This window comes from Butyrivibrio sp. CB08 (genome assembly GCF_003625485.1).
Lineage (GTDB): Bacteria > Bacillota > Clostridia > Lachnospirales > Lachnospiraceae > Butyrivibrio.
This window is the reverse complement of the sequence record NZ_RAIR01000002.1, coordinates 200,915-217,647: the sequence shown is the minus strand read 5'-3', so window position 1 is coordinate 217,647 and position 16,733 is coordinate 200,915. Positions and strand designations below refer to the sequence as shown.

Sequence of the window (16,733 nt, the reverse complement as noted above, 5' to 3'; positions counted from 1 at the left end):
AGGAGAGGAAACAAATGAAAGGTATTAAGAAACTATTAGTAGGGTTCCTTGTAACAGCCATGGTACTTGGAATGGCAATCACAGCCTATGCGGCTTCAGGAACAATTACAATCGAAAATGCAGCAGCTGGACAGACATACGACGCGTACCGCGTATTTGATTATGTACCTGCTGATGAAGCGAATGCTGATAAGGGTGGTATTTACAAGCTTGCTTCCAAGTTTTCAGGTCTTCCATCATACACATACGATAATGACGGAACCAGTGTAGCAATGAGCTCATTCTTCACAGTTGGCGATAATGATATCCTTGATACTGCAGGACTTAAAACAGAAGATGATGCGAAGGTTTTTGGTAAGGCTGTACTTGCATATGTAAAGGCTAACGGAATAGCAAACGACGGTTCAACAACAGCTACAGAAGACGGTGTAGCTACTATCTCTGTTAGTGAGTATGGTTACTATGTAGTTAATTCATCACTTGGTAGTGCAGTAGCAGTTAATACAACTACTCCTAGCGCAGTAATTAGCGAGAAGAACAGTGTTCCTGAACTTGACAAGAAGGTTACAGACGCTACAAATGATGCAACAATTTATTCTGATCAGACAGGAAACGATGCACAGATTGGTGATACAGTAAATTTCGAGATCAAAGCAAAGCTTAAAGTTGGTGGTGAGGGTTATAAGATTGTTGATACATTAACACCAGGTCTTACACTTGTACCTGTTCAGGAGAGCAATGTTACTTTCTCAGATGTTACTCTTGCGTTTACAATCAACAACAAGTATGTTGACGAGGATGGAAATAAGGGATTTGAGATCGTATTTGAGGGTGAGCCTAGTGCAGATACAACTGTAACTGTTTCTTACCAGGCAGTTGTTAACAAGGACGCTGTTATCGCATCTGAGGAAAATATAAATGAAGCTTATCTCATCTATGGTAACGACACTGAGACAACTCACGTAACAACAAAGACAATGACATATCCTATTCAGATTAAGAAGGTCGCTGTAGGGGATAAAGACGAGAAGGTTCTTCCTGGTGCTGAATTTAAGGTATACAGAGAGCTTGATCAGGCACAGATTAAGTTTACAAAGATTTCAGATACTGAGTACAAGGTAGATCCTGATGGCTCAGCAGAGTCAATCGTAACTGTTGCTGAAACTCCTGTAACAGTTGAAGGTCTTAACGCAGAGAACTATGTTCTTGAAGAGACAAAGGCTCCTCAGGGTTACAACCTTCTTGAGAGCAGCGTAACTTTAGGTAATAAGGAGATTAAGCATGCTCAGCTGGTAACAGTATCAACAACTTCTAAGACCGGTGCAGTTCAGGTTGCGAAGGTAGAAGATGGAACAGGTCTTACACTTCCTTCAACAGGTGGAATCGGAACAACTATTTTCTACATCGTTGGTGGACTTCTCATCGTAGCAGGTGTTGCATACTTCATCGTACGCAGAAAGGCAGCTGCAAAGTAATTTGTATTAAAAGGGTATGAAAAAGTAAATATATATATTTGAATCTTGTTTCTAATAAAGAAACTTACTGTATTTTCCGAAGTGGCGAAAGCCACTTCGGAAGTACAGAATGATTCAAGAAAGAAATATGAGCAAACTAAAAAAGCAGATACCTAACATAATATTCGGGCTTATATTTGTAGTTGGACTGGTTATCTTTTTATATCCGTCGGTCAGTAACTATATCAACTCCAAGAACCAGAGTAGAGCTATTTCGAACTACGAGGAACTGATCAATACAATTTCTGAAGAGGATTACTCCAGGATGTGGAGTGAGGCCTACAGATATAACGAGGAACTTGCCAAAAAACCACTCAATTTTACTCTCTCGGAAGAGGAGATGAAAGAGTATAAAAGTGTACTTGATGTAACAGGAACCGGTATCATGGGTTACATCGAGATTGAGAATATAGGAGTTAATCTTCCAATTTACCACGGAACAAGCGAGAGTGTTCTACAGGTAGGAATTGGACATCTTGAAGGAACATCTTTTCCTACAGGAACTAAGTCGACCCATGCGATCCTTTCAGGGCATAGGGGACTTCCTTCAGCCAAACTTTTTTCAGACCTCGATCAGATGATCGTGGGAGATACATTTCTTTTACACATACTTGATCAGACTTTCGCATATCAGGTTGATCAGATCAATATAGTACTTCCTGAAGAGACTCAGGACCTGGCGATAGTCGATGGAAAGGAATATGTCACGCTTGTTACATGTACACCATACGGTGTAAATACCCACAGGCTCCTTGTAAGGGCAAAGCGTGTTGATTATAATGAAGAAACAAAACTGATCGTACCGGCAGATGCGACCAGATACGGAAACTTTATTGTTGCACCATTTGTTGCAGCACCGATACTTCTTTTGGCATTTATCATTTTCCTGATAAGGACCAGAAGTCCTAAGAAGGAAAAGAGTAAGTCTCAAAATTGAGGAAATTGATTTATGAAAAAGATATTTTACAAGATCAGCAGAATACTAGTATTTGCTATGGCGGTGCTTCTTTTTGCAGAAGGAGTGTCGTTTACTTCTTATGCCAGAGTTCCGATTGATACTGGAAAAAAAGGAAAACTGACCATAACGTACAGGTTTAAAGAGGATGGCAAAGACAGTTACAGGTATTTTGATGGTATCAACGTATCTATTTACAAGGTAGCTTCTGTTTCGGATGACAGGTTTTCTTTTAAACTGGATCCGCCATATGATTCTTTGACTGGAATTGAACTTGATTCAATAACGGACAATGATACTGCGGCTGCAAAATGGGAGGCTGTGCAGAAGGCGGTAGAACCGGAAGCAATCACCAACCATGAGCCGACAAGGACAGTTACCACTTCTGATGGCAAGGCGGTTTTTGAGGGCTTGGACCTTGGCATTTATTTGGTAAAAAGCGTTGTGGTGAAAGATATTGAAGAAGAGTGTACTTATGTATTTTCAAGCTTTTTGGTATCTGTTCCGCAGCTTGATGCTGAAACTGATGAATGGATCTATGATGATTTGTTTTACATAGCAGAGGCTTTTGCAAAGTGTGAGAAGACCAACATTGAGGTGGTTAAGTATAGTCTGCATAAGAGGTGGGCTGACAGTGGAGGAGAGATTTACAGGCCTTCCACCATTACAGTAAAGATAAAGCGTGATGGAATAGATTATAATATAGTTACGCTAAGCGATTCTACGGGTTGGAGTTATTCGTGGAAAGACGAACCTGGTCATCTGTGGACTTTTGAGGAGACTTACACAAGTGATGTTGAGTACACTGTAAGTGTTTCTGATCCAGCCTTGAGTGAGGATGGTACGATAGTTGTTTATACTCTGACTAACAGTTACTCACCAGAGACGCCACCTCCACCACCAGATAATCCGCCGCCAGATAACCCGCCACCGGATAACCCGCCACCGGATAACCCACCACCAGGAGACAACCCTCCACCAGGAGGCTTCGATCTTCCTGAGGTTCTTGGAGCTATAAGAGAGCTGCCAGCAGTTCTTGGTGCAAGAAGACTTCCTCAGACAGGTCAGCTTTGGTGGCCACTTCCTATCCTTGTGATAGCTGGTATTTTCTTCATTGTGAAGGGAATCAGGAAAAATGCTAAAATGAGTGCTAAGTAATTGAATTTATCATAAGCCCTGCAGGAAAAAGCAGGGCTTATATTTTCAAATGCGAGGTGAAAAGGCTTGAAGAAGATTTCTGGATACATTTATATTGCGATAGGAGCTCTTTTGATAATAATCGCAGCAGTGATCGTTAAGAACAACTTCGATGAGAATGCCAAGGCAGGTGCGGCTTCAGATGAGCTTTTACAGGGTGTTATTGAGCAGATGCCTGAGGTGGCTATCGGAACCCATTTTAAGGGTGCGATGCCTATTGCAGATGTGGACGGAAGGAGCTTTGTTGGAACTGTTCAGATTCCTTCCCTTGGGCTGATACTTCCTATCCAGGACCAGTGGAGCAAGGAAAACGCCAAGGTGGCGATCTGCAGATATTCAGGATCTGTGTATGAGAATGATCTGATCGTTTGCGGACACAACTACGTGGAGCACTTCGGAAGGCTTCCGGAGTTGGAAATCGGATCTGATGTTATTGTTACTGATATGAACGGAATAAGCTTCCACTTTGTGGTTTCTAACATTGAGACCCTTGGAGCTTATGACACCGAGAAGATGGAATCAGGACAGTGGGATTTCACCATGTTTACATGTACAGTTGGCGGCTCAAATCGTGTGACAGTAAGGTGTGAGGCCACTGGAGAAGTTACTGATGCAGGTTCTGAGCCGGATATATTAAAGGCTGTGGAAGAGAGCAAGCATATCAGGAAGACAAATTGAAGATTATAAAATGAAACCCCTTGGAGTGATCCAAGGGGTTTTTGGTTTGATCAGGTCTTCGAGTCATTCTCCGATTCGTATTTTTGGAGTTTTTCTAGTAGAGTGGCGATGGTGGCATCTTTATCGGCAATGGTGGCATTGGCAGAATCAAGCTGTTCTTTAGCGTCGTCAAGCTGTTCCTGGAGGTCATCGATCATATATTTTACAGTGTTCCTATCGAGAATCTGAAGTTCTTTAGACCACATCTCAATCACCCTTTCTGTGTTCTGACACATTTCATAAAGATCATCGTAGATACGCTTAAATTCCGGATACTTTGTAATAAGCTGGATTATATATTCCGGTTCGTCACATCCAAGGAAAGCAAGCCACGCATCAAGTTTGTTATTGATACCTTCATTATGTAGTTTTTTCAGGAAAATATCAATCGGAATAAAGATAAAATTCTGGAGCATATTTAGCTTAATTCCGGTGTCTGAGATGGAAGTGAATCTGTGAATGAAGCTTTCTTCAAATTCATGGAAGATGGCAGGACTGTTTTCCAGAAAGACTACCGTGTAGACAGGTGCTATGTCTTTATAACTGAATTTCGATTTCTTTAAATCGCGGAGTCTTTTGTATTGTCTGAGCAATAAGTCTGCAGAATAGCAGGAAGCTCTTTCTCCGGTGAAGAGATATCCGAGCTTTTGAACTTCAATATTTGCAAGTGATCCATCTTCCAGCTCGACCACGATATCAGTGATGACAAGAGACATTTCATCGCCAAGGCGGGTACTGTCGTTTGGAAGGATTTCTTTTACCTTGACCTTGCACTGAATCAGTTCACTAAGGAGGTCAGAGAGCCTTTCTGGATCGTATTCTGGATTTAAACATTCTTTGAAGAAACTGTCGTACAGCATCTTCACTCCTTTTGTTCCACTGCAGATGTTAAGGAATTCCTTTTGGTGGTCTTTGGTCCAACCTTCGAAGGTATCCTGTAGAGAATCATTTCTGCGGATGTCTTCAAGGATAGCTTCCTTTGTCCTGATCATGGGGAAGTAATTGGCTAGATTTGTTTCTTTGTGATTCATTTAATTCCTTCTTTCTTTGAAATAATATTGGATTTTTTAGCGAAAATGCTGATGCCACGACTGTGGCATATGGCCCTGAATGGGCGCGACAAATGTCATCATAACAGATTTATGATGGGAATTCTTTAAGAAAACCGGCAGAATTTCTTAAGACTTTCTGTATAATTCTTAAGGCATCTTAAGAATTTGGTTGCACTTCAATTCTTTCTTAATAAAACTTTTACGACTCTTTGATAGACGTTGCGAAATCAGCGTACTATAATTACAGTAAGAAGATAGACTTTTCAGAAGGGAGATGATGCAAGTGATCATAGTAAAAATGAATGAAACCACAGTAGAATGCAGTATCGCTGCATCAGAGCTCCACGAGATCGGTCTGACTCCTGAAGCTGTAATCAGTGGAGCGGAGAACACCACGTCTTTCTTTGCACAGCTCAACAAGGAGGTTGGAGCTCAGCTTGACTATGACCCTGAGACAGAGGTCATGATGATGAGTAAGAACATGATGATGGATGGCAGCATCCGTATCTTTGCTGTTAAGCTTTCCAATGACGATATCCAGAAGGCTGCAGACAGGATCAGAGGCGCTGCGGAGACCATTCTCAAGACTCTTACCCAGGAGAAGGTTGATGAGGTCAAGAGTAAGACTGGCAAGGACAAGGGAATTGCCCTCAACAACGTTATCACCAACGTATCAGACACTATCAACAGGATCTACACCCAGGACCTTACACCAGCAGAGCAGGAGCAAAAGAACGAATACAGCTATCAGCCTCTGACAGAGTATGCAAGGTACATGATGGAGTTTGACGATATAGCCCAGGCAGGGCGCTTTTCTAAGGTTGTCCAGAGGCTTCCAATCGTTGATTCCACGCTTTACAAGGACAAGGGACGCTTTTATCTCATTGCAGGACTTATGTCCGCAGATGAGAGCATAATATATGACATGAGAAGAGCAGGTGTTGAGTACTCACAGATGCTCACAGTTAACTCGCCAGAATCCATGTTTATCCAGGAACACGGCGAATGCATCATAAGAGACGACGCCATTATCCATCTGGCAGACCTTGCTAAATAAGACAATGAATTTTGATGTAGCGATACTTAATTTTTCTAAAATCTATGATCAGGAGAGCTTTTATCGGTCAGATAAGAGCTCTCATTTTGTTGACCTTTGTGATATTTCAGGGACCAATTGCATGTGTGATGATGAAGCGGCAAAAGAGATCCTTTCGCGTATTTCATCTCCTGACAGGGGAGCTTTGGATTCTGCCCACAGCATGATGCCTTACGGCCTTCACTTTATCGACAACGGGAACTTTCACTATATGTCTTCCATATATCTTAGTCAGGTAAAAGAACCTTTCTCTCTTATAGTATTAGACCACCATCCTGACATGCAAAGGCCCATGTTTGATATATTATCCTGCGGCGGATGGATCGTTGATGTACTTGATCACAATGAGTTTGTGAGGGATGTGCATGTGATTGGAGCGGATGAAAAACTCATTGATGAGCTGGATGATGAGGACAGGAAAAAAGTTCACTTCTATAATATAGAAGATATATTTTCAGATGGCCCTGGCGGAGAGATCATAGTAAATCTTCCAGACAGCTCTTTTCCCGTGTACCTGTCTATAGATAAGGATGTCATAAGGAAAGAGGAGCTGACCACCAACTGGGACCAGGGGGAAGCCAGGCCAGAGCAGGTTCTTGAGTTTGTAAGGGCATTACCTGCTAAGCGAAGACTCCTTGGAGTGGACATCTGCGGAGAGTGCGCCCCGGACCAGGAAGGGTGCGACCTTTCAAGGGCTATAGAGGAGAACGACAGATTCAACGCCAGAGTGCTTGAAATACTGGAACAGGAGATAGGAATAAATGGCTAAGAACCAGGAAGAGAAGACCAATGTAATGCGGCTTTTGTCGCAGAAAAAGATAGAATACAAGAGCTACAGCTATGAGCCCGATGCCACCATGACAGGAACCCAGATAGCTGGTATCCTTGGGGAGGACCCTAAGAAGGTGTTCAAGACACTTGTGACAGACTCAAAGTCCGGAGAGCACTACGTATTTGTGATCCCTGTTGAGAGGGAGCTGGACCTTAAGAAGGCTGCTAAGGCAGTATCTGAAAAGTCCATATCCATGCTTCCTCAAAAAGAGCTTTTGCCCCTTACCGGTTACGTCCACGGCGGATGCTCGCCAATAGGCATGAAGAAGACCTTTGCTACAGTGATCCATGAGGAAGTAAACGGGTTTGACAGTATCTTTTTCTCCGCTGGTAAAGTGGGCTTTCAGGTGGAAGTTCCGGTAAAAGAGCTGTCAAAGGTTATCAGGTTCACTACAGCAGACGTTTGTGAGTGACATGTTTGACGTAATAGCGTATAATGAATTCCAAGGACTGATAAATACTACCTTTTTGAGTGGGAGGCATTATGGAAAAGAGACTTAGAGACTACTTAAGACATCTTGAGAAAATTGACTACGACGTAATCTCTGAAGAGGAAATATGGGAGGAACGCGAGGGCTTAGAGCTTCGTTTAACTGAGATCCATCAGGAAATGCTGAGGATCCTTGTTCCTATGTGTGCTTTTCTTATCTGTGCATGCATCTTCCTGGCTGCGGCCTTCAATGGGTTCTATATTGGCAATTTCATCGCAGCTGGCGTATGTGGCCTTGTTACTCTTTATCTGGCCCTTACATATAAGAATCTCTTTGCTGTAACCAAGCAGCTGTGCGCCTATGTAGATAAGCTCACGCTCAAATAATGGCATTGACATATTCTGCCAAAATCGGTATTATTATTCTTGTCGCTTGCAGAAGTGGCGGAATGGCAGACGCGCATGGTTCAGGTCCATGTGTTGGCAACAACATGAGGGTTCAAGTCCCTTCTTCTGCACTGATAATTTGACTCCGAAGCGCTGTAACAGCTCTTTGGAGTTATTTTTTTAAGACATTTTGAGTGAGGCTAAAATGGATAAGATCACAACAGTTGTTTTTGATATGGATGGTACGCTCCTTAATACTCTGGATGACATCACGGATTCAGTGAACGTGATCCTGGGCCGCCACGATCTGCCACTTAGGACAATTGATGAGATAAGGCACATGGTGGGCAATGGGGCTTCATATCTTATGGAAAGAGCTATCGCTTCGGGAAAAGAGCATCCGGAGTTTGATATTATCCTTAAGGAGTACCAGAGCTACTACGAGGAGCACTGTAATATTAAGACAGGACCATACAAGCATATCCCTGAGCTTTTAAAGGGGCTTAACGAGAGAGGGTACAAGCTTGCTATTGTGTCCAACAAGCCCATGGGTGCGGTAAAAGAGCTTACCAAGATTTACTTTGGAGACTACGTATCTGTGGCTATTGGTGTTACTGAAACCATGCGAAGAAAGCCCTATCCTGATGAAGTTTTTGCCGCAATGGACGAGCTTGGCAGCACCAAAGAGGAGTCAATTTACGTTGGAGATTCAGAAGTAGATCACAAAACTGCCATGAATTCGGGGTTAAGATGCATTTCCTGCTTGTGGGGATTTCGTACAAAAGAGGAACTCCTAAATGCCGGAGCATCAGGAAATATCTTCGTTTCAGATCCATTAGAAATATTAGACCTGCTCCAGAAATGAACGCAATAACGATTTTTGAAAAAAATTGAGATTTTGTGTTGACTTAAGATATGGAGTTTGCTAATATATAAAAGTCGTCACGAGCGGTTAGCTCGAAAGACGAAGGTTCGCGGAAGTGTCGGAATTGGCAGACGAGCAAGACTAAGGATCTTGTGATGCTTACATCGTGTGGGTTCAAGTCCCATCTTCCGCACGAATGATTAAGGCTTTTCATGTAGATGCATGAAGAGCCTTTTTTGTTAGTATTCATGCTGTTTTAGGTGGCTTCACTTTGTTTGTGGAGTGTTATCAAGAATCATCAAATTTGGTCTATTTTGGGACAAAAAGATGACGGAAAAGATGACAAGTAGGATGACAGATAAAAAGCTCCTGTAGAGCCTCTAAAAGAGAATAATGGCATATGTTATTACATAGGGCAGTTTTCCGGCAATGGAAGATTGCTCTTTTTTCTTGCCCAGAAAAGGGTAATAACCATTATTCAATTCACAGGAGGAACAATGCATGAATTTTGATGAGTTTAAGAACAGTTTTGCGACAGATGTAAAGGAGAAGCTTGAGGCGAACACAGAAAAAGAGTTTACGGTAGAAGCCAGAACCGTGGAAAAAATGAATGAGACCTATGAGGGGCTTACAGTAAAGCCTGATGACGGTGAGATCGGGGTTAATCTAAACCTGGATAATCTCTATCAGGAGTATCAGAACGGCACCAGTTATGATTCCATAGTGACAAAGGCTGCAGACATCGCAACAGAGGCACTGGACAACAGACCGGACTTTGATCTTGATTCAATCAAAGATTACGACAAGATGAAGTCCACACTGGCTATTGAGATTGTTTCTGCTGATAGAAACAGAAGCACTCTTGAGACAGTGCCTCATAAGGAAATAGAGGACATGGCTGTAGTCTACAGATTCATTATTTCAGAAGGTCCTCTTTCAGGAACCGGTTCAATCCTTGTCACAAATCAGATGCTTGATAACTATGGCATCACAGCAACTCAGCTCCATGAGGATGCACTAAAAAATGCTCCTGAGATCAGACCTCTGGTTATTGAGGGTATGGCAGAAGTCCTTGCTAAGCAGATGGGGGTTGAGGATCTTGAGATGCTCGGTTTTAACATTCCACCTGAACAGGAGCAGATGTTTGTTGCTTCCGTGGAAGGAAATGTCCATGGGGCAGGAGTAATCGCTTATCAGAACTTCATGGATCAGGCTGCGGAAAGGGCTGGAGGCAGCTTTTATATTTTGCCCAGCAGTATCCATGAAGTTCTCATCATTCCGGATAACGGAAAGTTCGATACAGCAAGCCTTGAGCAGATGGTAAGAGAAGTAAATGCAACCACAGTCGATATCACAGAGCAGCTCACTGACAGCGTTTATCACTATGACGCTGAGACTAAGGTATTTGAGCTGGCAGAGAAATTCGATGAGAGGACTGCTACAAAGGATATTGATATATCTAAGGCAGACAGGGCTAAGGAAGTTATTAAGCCTCACAGAGACAGGGGAGGCGAAGCAATCTAATGGAATACTACGCGGCTGATAAGCCTGAAGATTGCAGAGACTGCTACTTCGGGACAAGTAAGGGCGTTTGCACCAGACATTCTGAGTGCTTCTACGTCATTAAGAGAAACAAGCAGACGCGTAAACCGTGTGAAAAGGACTGTCCTTACGGAGCGCACTGGCCATGCATTGGCTGGTGCACCCGTAAGATTCTTGAGAAAAAGAGGAATGATGAGAATGTGCGAGTTTGAATACTTTTATGGTCAGGAAGCTGACCTTTTTAGCTTTATAAGGGTACCGAAGCTGCTGTTTACCGATGGCAGATTTAAAGATCTTACAAGTGATGCCAAAATCCTTTATGGACTTTTGCTCGACAGGATGAGTCTTTCCATTGAGAATAACTGGTTTGATAAGCAGGGGAGAGTTTTTATCATATATACGATTGCTGAGATAGTAAGTACTCTTGGCTGCGCTAATACAAAGGCTTGTAACACATTAAAGCAGCTTATAGAGGTGGGACTTATAGAAAAAGACAATAAAGGCCAGGGGAAAGCTCAGCTTATTTATGTGAAGAAGATCCTTTCAGATTGTTCGGAACCAAGAGAAAAGCGTATTCAAAATAAGAATTCTGAAAACCAGAATTCTCAAAAGCAGAATTCTCAAAATGATAGTTCTAGAATTCCGGAAAGCAGAACCCTAGAATTCTCAAAAACGGAATGTATTAATACTGAGAATAATAATACTGATTCTAATAATACTGAATCTGTTCCTTTCTCTTCTAATCCCATAAAGATATATCCACCTTCAGGAAGTATATCCCGAAACGAAGAAGATAGAAGAGATGAGAAGAGAGGGGATAGTGAAAGTGAATTGGATGAGATTATCAGGACTGTCCACAGCAACATAGATATTTGTAGCCTTGAAGAACGATATCCTCTGGATTCTAAGCTGATCAATGAGATTGCAGACCTTATGGTTGATGTCCTTGCAGGAAAAGCAGACTATTACGTTGTAGGCGGAGCCAGGAAACCGGCAGGATTGGTTAAAAGACAGTTTGAAAAGCTTGAGTATGAGCATATCGCTTATGTACTTGATTCTCTAAGCAGGAACACTACAGAAGTACGTAACACAAGGCAATATCTTATTGCAGCACTGTATAACGCGCCACTTACGATAGAAACCCATTATGAGACCCAAGTTAATCATGACATGGCTATGGGGCAGATTTAAACACAGGAGATGATGAAGATGAGTAGAGGAACAGTTTACGCTCTGGTCAACCAGAAAGGTGGAACAGGGAAGACACAGAGTACAGAGAATATAGGAATTGGCCTTGCGAATGAAGGCAAAAGAGTCCTGTTGGTTGATCTTGACCCGCAGGGCTCTCTTACTATAAGCCTTGGATATCCAAAGACTGATGATATTCCGGTCACAGTAACGGATATCATGAGTAAAGTCCTTCAGGAAGTACCTTTGGAGCCCGGTGAAGGAATAATCCACAATAAGGAGGGAGTGGATCTCCTACCTGCCAATATTTCACTGGCGGGAATGGAGGTGTCACTTGTAAATGTCATGGCAAGAGAAAGAATCCTCAAGGAATATCTGGACAGCGTAAAGAGAGACTATGACGTCGTTCTGATCGACTGCAATCCGTCACTTGGAATGCTAACAATCAATGCCATGACAGCAGCAGACAGGCTCATAATCCCAATGCAGGCACAGTATCTTTCAGCAAAGGGCTTGGAGGCTCTGCTTCAGACTGTCAGTAAGGTAAAAAGACAGATGAATCCGGGACTTAAGATTGATGGTATTCTTCTTACCATGGTGGACGGAAGAACCAACTATGGAAAAGAGATAAGTGACCTTGTAAGGAACGTGTATGGCGGCAAGATCAGGGTATATGACACAGAAATTCCGCATTCAGTAAGAGCAGCTGAGATAAGTGCCGCAGGAGAGAGTATTTTCAGGCACGATCCTAAGGGAAAGGTGGCTGAGGCTTATAGAAATCTTACGAAGGAGGTACTGAAGAATGCAGAAATCGCGCGGAAACATTCAGCTTTCGAGTTATGATGACATTTTTGGCGGTGCTCCTGATCGTGCAAAAGAGACTGCGGATGAACAGGGGAAAGAACATGTTAAGGATATTCCTTTATCGGAGCTTTATCCATTTAAAAACCATCCCTTTAAGGTTCTGGATGATGAAGAGATGGATAAAACTGTGGAAAGCATCAAGGAATACGGGGTACTCACTCCGGCAATTGTACGACCGAGAGATGAAGGTGGATATGAAATTGTGTCAGGTCACAGAAGATGTCATGCTTCGGAGATTGCTGGAAAAGAGACGCTACCTTGCATCGTGAGAGAGCTTGATGATGATGCAGCGACCATTTTGATGGTAGATGCCAATTTACAGAGAGAGACATTACTTCCAAGTGAGCGGGCATGGGCGTTTAGAATGAAGTTGGAAGCGATAAAGCATCAGGGGGCAAGAGGAGATTTAACTTCGTCCCAAATTGGGACAAAGTTAAGGTCTGACCAAATAATGGCAGAAGAAAGTGGAGTAAGTAGAAACCAGATTCAACGATATATTAGGTTGACTTATCTTTTGCCTGAAATATTAGATATGGTCGATAACAAGCAAATTGGCTTAAATCCAGCCGTTGAGTTGTCATACCTTGATGAGGATGAGCAAAGACGCCTGTTAGAAGCCATGGACTTCTCGCAGTCCACGCCATCTTTATCCCAGGCACAGCGAATCAAAAAGATGTCTCAGGAGGAAGGAATAACACAGGAGGCTATGAATGTAATCATGTCAGAAGAAAAGAAGTCAGATGTGGACAGAGTTACGATCAAGAACGATGTCCTAAAAAAGTATTTTCCAAAGAGCTATACACCAAAACAGATGGAGGACACTATAGTTAAGCTCCTAGACCAATGGCAGAAGAAACGAATGCGGGAGCAGCAATTGCAGTAGCATTTGAAAGGGGGGATTTCTTATGCAGGAGGCGGTAGAAGAGAAAACCATAAACCTGGCTGTTTCGGTAACTAAGCTTTCATGGAGGGCTATAGTAGGAGCAGTCAGGGCATATATCAGTTACAAACGTCATAAAGAGATGATGGGGCCAAAGAGATATCGTGGAAAGCAGACGGTCAAGCAGCTAATCAGCCAAGACCAGGGGGTGACCAGTATGCTTGTTGGTGATGAAAGTATTAGCCAGTTCGAACGAATTGCCAAGCGCTATGGTGTTGATTTTGCCATAACAAAGGACAAGTTCGTTGATCCACCGAAGTATACAGTGTTCTTTAAGGCAAAAGACCTTGATGCGCTGGAAGCGGTCATGGATGAGTTTGAGAAAACTAAAGCATTTCAAAAGCAGAAGCCAAGCGTACTAAAACAGCTTGAGCATTATAAGGAGGTATCCAAGGAACAGATCACAAAAGCAAAAATCCGAGTAAAGGAGATGGTGCGATGACTAAGAAACAGAAACGTATTATCATTCTAAACATCCCATATGTGATGGCAGGACTATTTGCTACTAACTTCGGAGAAGCATGGAGGATTGCCTCCGGAGCAAATGTATCTGAGAAGATAAATCATCTTTTTGATATGCTCCCAGCTGCATTATCCAATCCAATACCAAGTTTTCATCCGTTTGATATTGCGGTCGGTGCTACTATCGGCGGTATATTTAAGCTGGCGGTATATCTTAAGGGGAAAAATGCCAAGAAGTACAGGCATGGCGCTGAGTATGGAACTGCGAGATGGGGAACACCACAGGACATTGAGCCATTCATAGCTCCTAAGTTTGAGGATAATGTGATACTCACTCAGACAGAGAGGCTAACAATGGAGAGCAGACCTAAGATTCCAAAGTACGCCAGAAATAAGAATGTGCTTATCATAGGTGGTTCCGGTTCTGGTAAAACGAGGTTTTTCCTGTTGCCGAACTTATTACAAATGCACAGTTCTTATGTGGTTACTGATCCCAAGGGGGACCTTGTGGTCAAGACAGGGAAATGTCTGAAAAGACATGGCTACGAGATTAAAGTCTTTAACACCATAAATTTCAGAAAGAGTGCACACTACAACCCATTCCGTTATATCCACTCGGAAAAAGACATCCTGAAGCTGGTAAACGCATTGATATCCAACACCAAAGGTGAAGGCAAATCAGGTGATGAGTTCTGGACAAAAGCAGAGACGCTGTTATATACAGCTTTGATCGGATATATCTATTATGTCGCACCATATGAAGAGCAGAATTTCAATACTCTTCTGGAGCTTATAAACGCCTCAGATGTCAGGGAAGATGATGAGGATTATATGAGCCCGGTGGATATGCTCTTCAGAGATTTGGAAAAAGATAGTCCTGATCACTTTGCTGTTAGGCAATATAAAAAATTCAAAGTTGCTGCCGGCAAGACTATGAAATCAGTGCTCATAAGCTGTGCAGCAAGACTTTCGCCTTTTGATATTCAGGAGCTAAGAGATATTACAAGGTATGATGAACTTGACCTTGATATGCTTGGAGACAGGAAAACTGCACTGTTCCTTATCATGAGTGATACTGATCCGACATTCAATTTCCTTATAGCTCTTATCTACACTCAGATGTTCAACCTGCTATGCGAAAAGGCGGATGATGTCTATGGCGGAAAGCTTCCGATTCATGTGCGATGCCTTATAGATGAGACAGCCAATGTTGGCCAGATACCTAACCTGGAAAAGCTTGTAGCCACAATTCGAAGTCGTGAGATAAGCGCTTGCCTGTTCCTTCAGGCAAAGTCACAGCTCAAGGCAATCTACAAAGACCACTGTGATACCATAATCGGAAATATGGATTCACAGCTCTTCCTTGGTGGTACTGAGCAGACTACGCTTAAGGATCTAAGCCAGATGCTCGGTAAGGAAACCATCGACATGTACAACACCGGAGAAAGCAGAGGCAACAATCCGTCTTATTCTATGAATTATCAGAAAACAGGAAAAGACCTCATGACCATGGATGAGCTTGCTGTTATGGATGGGGGTAAGTGTATCTTGCAGCTTCGTGGAGTAAGGCCGTTCTTCTCTGATAAGTATGATGTAACACAGCATCCACACTATAAGGAGACTGGCGAGTACGACAAAAAGAATAAATACGATATCGCAAAGAACCTGAAGCCGAGAATGTCTCTTAAGGATGAAGATCTTTATGACGTTGTAGAAGCATAAAGAAAGGGCGGGGTATATTGCTATACTCCGCTCAAAATCATTTCTGTTTATTTGCTTTCCACTTGGCCAAAACGCCTTCAAGTTTTTTGAAATCAAGACACCGTTTTCGGAGATTGTTATTAGCTTTGTCAGAATTAATCATATCGTAAAGCTTATTTGCTTTTTTGATTATTGCATCCTGATTCTTCTGCACCCAATCAAGCTCGTTAGAACATAGATTCTTATATGCTTTTGTCTCAGCAGAATCATTTTTATTGATTTTTACATTCATTTTAGTGATCACTGAATCGTCAACAGGAATCATATTATTAAAGTTCATAACACCTATTAACTTTTCATCATGAAAAATCCTTGTAAAATCAATATCATTTTTCATTGTCAAATGTTTTGGCTTTGGGTGATCCAAGGGAATGCAGTACTGATGCTCGCCACAAATAACGACTACACCAACAAACGGTCTATTACTCTTGTGAATCTGCGGAGATACTGATTGCACCCTGTCATCAGCAGAATGAAGATTGCGAACATATTTCATGTCCATGGTGTACAGATATAGCTTTTCTTGATTCATACTCCTCCAAAATATAAGAAGGCTGCAACAAGTGCAGCCCTCATTTGCTTCCACTTAACGGTAGGATTCACCGCTTTAATAGCTCCCACTCACAGTAGGGTTCACTGCTTTAATAGCTCCCACTCACAGTAGGGTTCACTGCTAAGTCTAGAATAACATAATCGGTACTTAAGTCAATATAAGTTGGAAATATTTCACAAAGAATTTACATAGACCAGCAAAGGCCGGAGACGTCCGGTACTTACTGGTCTATTTTTATGCCCTCGAACAGGCGCGCATGGGATGAGAGCATAACGAAACTACTAATCAATTTCATTTCAAGAAAGGAGAGTAGTCCGAAGGTTCAATTAGTTCGGATGAAGGTTGTTTATTGAAGTAGAGCGATTATGAAGTATGTTGT

General features: G+C 42.4%; 18 protein-coding genes and 2 tRNA genes. 18 read left to right on the top strand and 2 right to left on the bottom strand.

Translation table 11 applies throughout. The features are described 5' to 3' along the window. Positions 1-14 precede the first annotated feature (14 nt). The 4 genes from D6855_RS04615 to D6855_RS04600 all read left to right on the top strand — a co-directional run bounded on the left by D6855_RS04615 (position 15) and on the right by D6855_RS04600 (position 4,344). Positions 15-1,475 carry a SpaH/EbpB family LPXTG-anchored major pilin gene (locus D6855_RS04615; RefSeq protein WP_120739146.1) on the top strand — a complete coding sequence of 487 codons (1,461 nt, stop codon included), beginning with the start codon at positions 15-17 and terminating at the stop codon, positions 1,473-1,475. A gap of 127 nt (positions 1,476-1,602) precedes the next feature. After that, entirely contained in the window at positions 1,603-2,451 is an 849-nt protein-coding gene (locus D6855_RS04610) for a class C sortase (RefSeq protein WP_120739144.1), read from the top strand. Between the two features lie 12 nt (positions 2,452-2,463). Next, positions 2,464-3,627, top strand: a complete 1,164-nt coding sequence (locus D6855_RS04605) for a Cna B-type domain-containing protein (protein WP_120738540.1) — start codon at positions 2,464-2,466, stop codon at positions 3,625-3,627. Positions 3,628-3,693: 66 nt separating this feature from the next. Then, the gene (locus D6855_RS04600) at positions 3,694-4,344 is read left to right on the top strand and encodes a sortase (protein WP_120738538.1); all 651 of its coding nucleotides are present in this window, start codon (positions 3,694-3,696) and stop codon (positions 4,342-4,344) included. A 50-nt stretch (positions 4,345-4,394) separates the two neighbouring features. Here the strand turns inward: D6855_RS04600 and D6855_RS04595 are convergent, their stop codons facing one another. Beyond that, positions 4,395-5,414 (bottom strand): PD-(D/E)XK nuclease family transposase, encoded by a 1,020-nt coding sequence (locus D6855_RS04595; protein ID WP_120738536.1) that lies wholly within the window; start codon positions 5,412-5,414, stop codon positions 4,395-4,397. 304 nt (positions 5,415-5,718) lie between these two features. Between D6855_RS04595 and D6855_RS04590 the strand changes: the two genes are divergently transcribed. From D6855_RS04590 to D6855_RS04525, 14 genes are all read left to right on the top strand, one after another. Continuing rightward, positions 5,719-6,492, top strand: coding sequence for an adaptor protein MecA (locus D6855_RS04590; protein WP_158589468.1), 774 nt, complete (start codon positions 5,719-5,721; stop codon positions 6,490-6,492). Between the two features lie 121 nt (positions 6,493-6,613). Beyond that, positions 6,614-7,300 carry an arginase family protein gene (locus D6855_RS04585; protein ID WP_158589467.1) on the top strand — a complete coding sequence of 229 codons (687 nt, stop codon included), beginning with the start codon at positions 6,614-6,616 and terminating at the stop codon, positions 7,298-7,300. Beyond that, a complete protein-coding gene (gene ybaK / locus D6855_RS04580; RefSeq protein WP_120738530.1) occupies positions 7,293-7,775 on the top strand; it encodes a Cys-tRNA(Pro) deacylase in 483 nt (160 codons plus the stop codon). Before D6855_RS04585 ends, ybaK begins: the two co-directional genes overlap by 8 nt. Positions 7,776-7,846: 71 nt before the next feature. Next, a complete protein-coding gene (locus D6855_RS04575) occupies positions 7,847-8,179 on the top strand; it encodes a hypothetical protein (protein ID WP_120738528.1) in 333 nt (110 codons plus the stop codon). Between the two features lie 48 nt (positions 8,180-8,227). Further along, positions 8,228-8,310: transfer RNA gene (locus tag D6855_RS04570), tRNA-Leu, on the top strand. Positions 8,311-8,384: 74 nt separating this feature from the next. After that, the gene (locus D6855_RS04565) at positions 8,385-9,044 is read left to right on the top strand and encodes an HAD family hydrolase (RefSeq protein WP_120738526.1); all 660 of its coding nucleotides are present in this window, start codon (positions 8,385-8,387) and stop codon (positions 9,042-9,044) included. A 109-nt stretch (positions 9,045-9,153) separates the two neighbouring features. After that, a tRNA-Leu gene (locus D6855_RS04560) sits at positions 9,154-9,237 on the top strand. A gap of 308 nt (positions 9,238-9,545) precedes the next feature. Beyond that, on the top strand, positions 9,546-10,568 hold the full coding sequence (locus tag D6855_RS04555; protein ID WP_199712401.1) for a DUF5688 family protein: 1,023 nt from the start codon (positions 9,546-9,548) through the stop codon (positions 10,566-10,568). Continuing rightward, positions 10,568-10,798, top strand: coding sequence for a hypothetical protein (locus tag D6855_RS04550; protein ID WP_120738524.1), 231 nt, complete (start codon positions 10,568-10,570; stop codon positions 10,796-10,798). Before D6855_RS04555 ends, D6855_RS04550 begins: the two co-directional genes overlap by 1 nt. Then, the gene (locus D6855_RS04545; protein ID WP_158589466.1) at positions 10,785-11,777 is read left to right on the top strand and encodes a DUF6017 domain-containing protein; all 993 of its coding nucleotides are present in this window, start codon (positions 10,785-10,787) and stop codon (positions 11,775-11,777) included. The genes D6855_RS04550 and D6855_RS04545 overlap by 14 nt, the downstream gene beginning before the upstream one ends. A gap of 18 nt (positions 11,778-11,795) precedes the next feature. Next, positions 11,796-12,617, top strand: coding sequence for a ParA family protein (locus tag D6855_RS04540; protein WP_120738520.1), 822 nt, complete (start codon positions 11,796-11,798; stop codon positions 12,615-12,617). Next, positions 12,577-13,521, top strand: coding sequence for a ParB/RepB/Spo0J family partition protein (locus D6855_RS04535; RefSeq protein WP_120738518.1), 945 nt, complete (start codon positions 12,577-12,579; stop codon positions 13,519-13,521). The genes D6855_RS04540 and D6855_RS04535 overlap by 41 nt, the downstream gene beginning before the upstream one ends. A 22-nt stretch (positions 13,522-13,543) precedes the next feature. Then, entirely contained in the window at positions 13,544-14,020 is a 477-nt protein-coding gene (locus D6855_RS04530) for a PcfB family protein (protein ID WP_120738516.1), read from the top strand. Further along, on the top strand, positions 14,017-15,762 hold the full coding sequence (locus D6855_RS04525) for a VirD4-like conjugal transfer protein, CD1115 family (protein ID WP_120738514.1): 1,746 nt from the start codon (positions 14,017-14,019) through the stop codon (positions 15,760-15,762). The genes D6855_RS04530 and D6855_RS04525 overlap by 4 nt, the downstream gene beginning before the upstream one ends. A gap of 37 nt (positions 15,763-15,799) precedes the next feature. Here the strand turns inward: D6855_RS04525 and D6855_RS04520 are convergent, their stop codons facing one another. After that, entirely contained in the window at positions 15,800-16,333 is a 534-nt protein-coding gene (locus D6855_RS04520; protein ID WP_120738512.1) for a type III toxin-antitoxin system ToxN/AbiQ family toxin, read from the bottom strand. Positions 16,334-16,733: the final 400 nt, after the last annotated feature.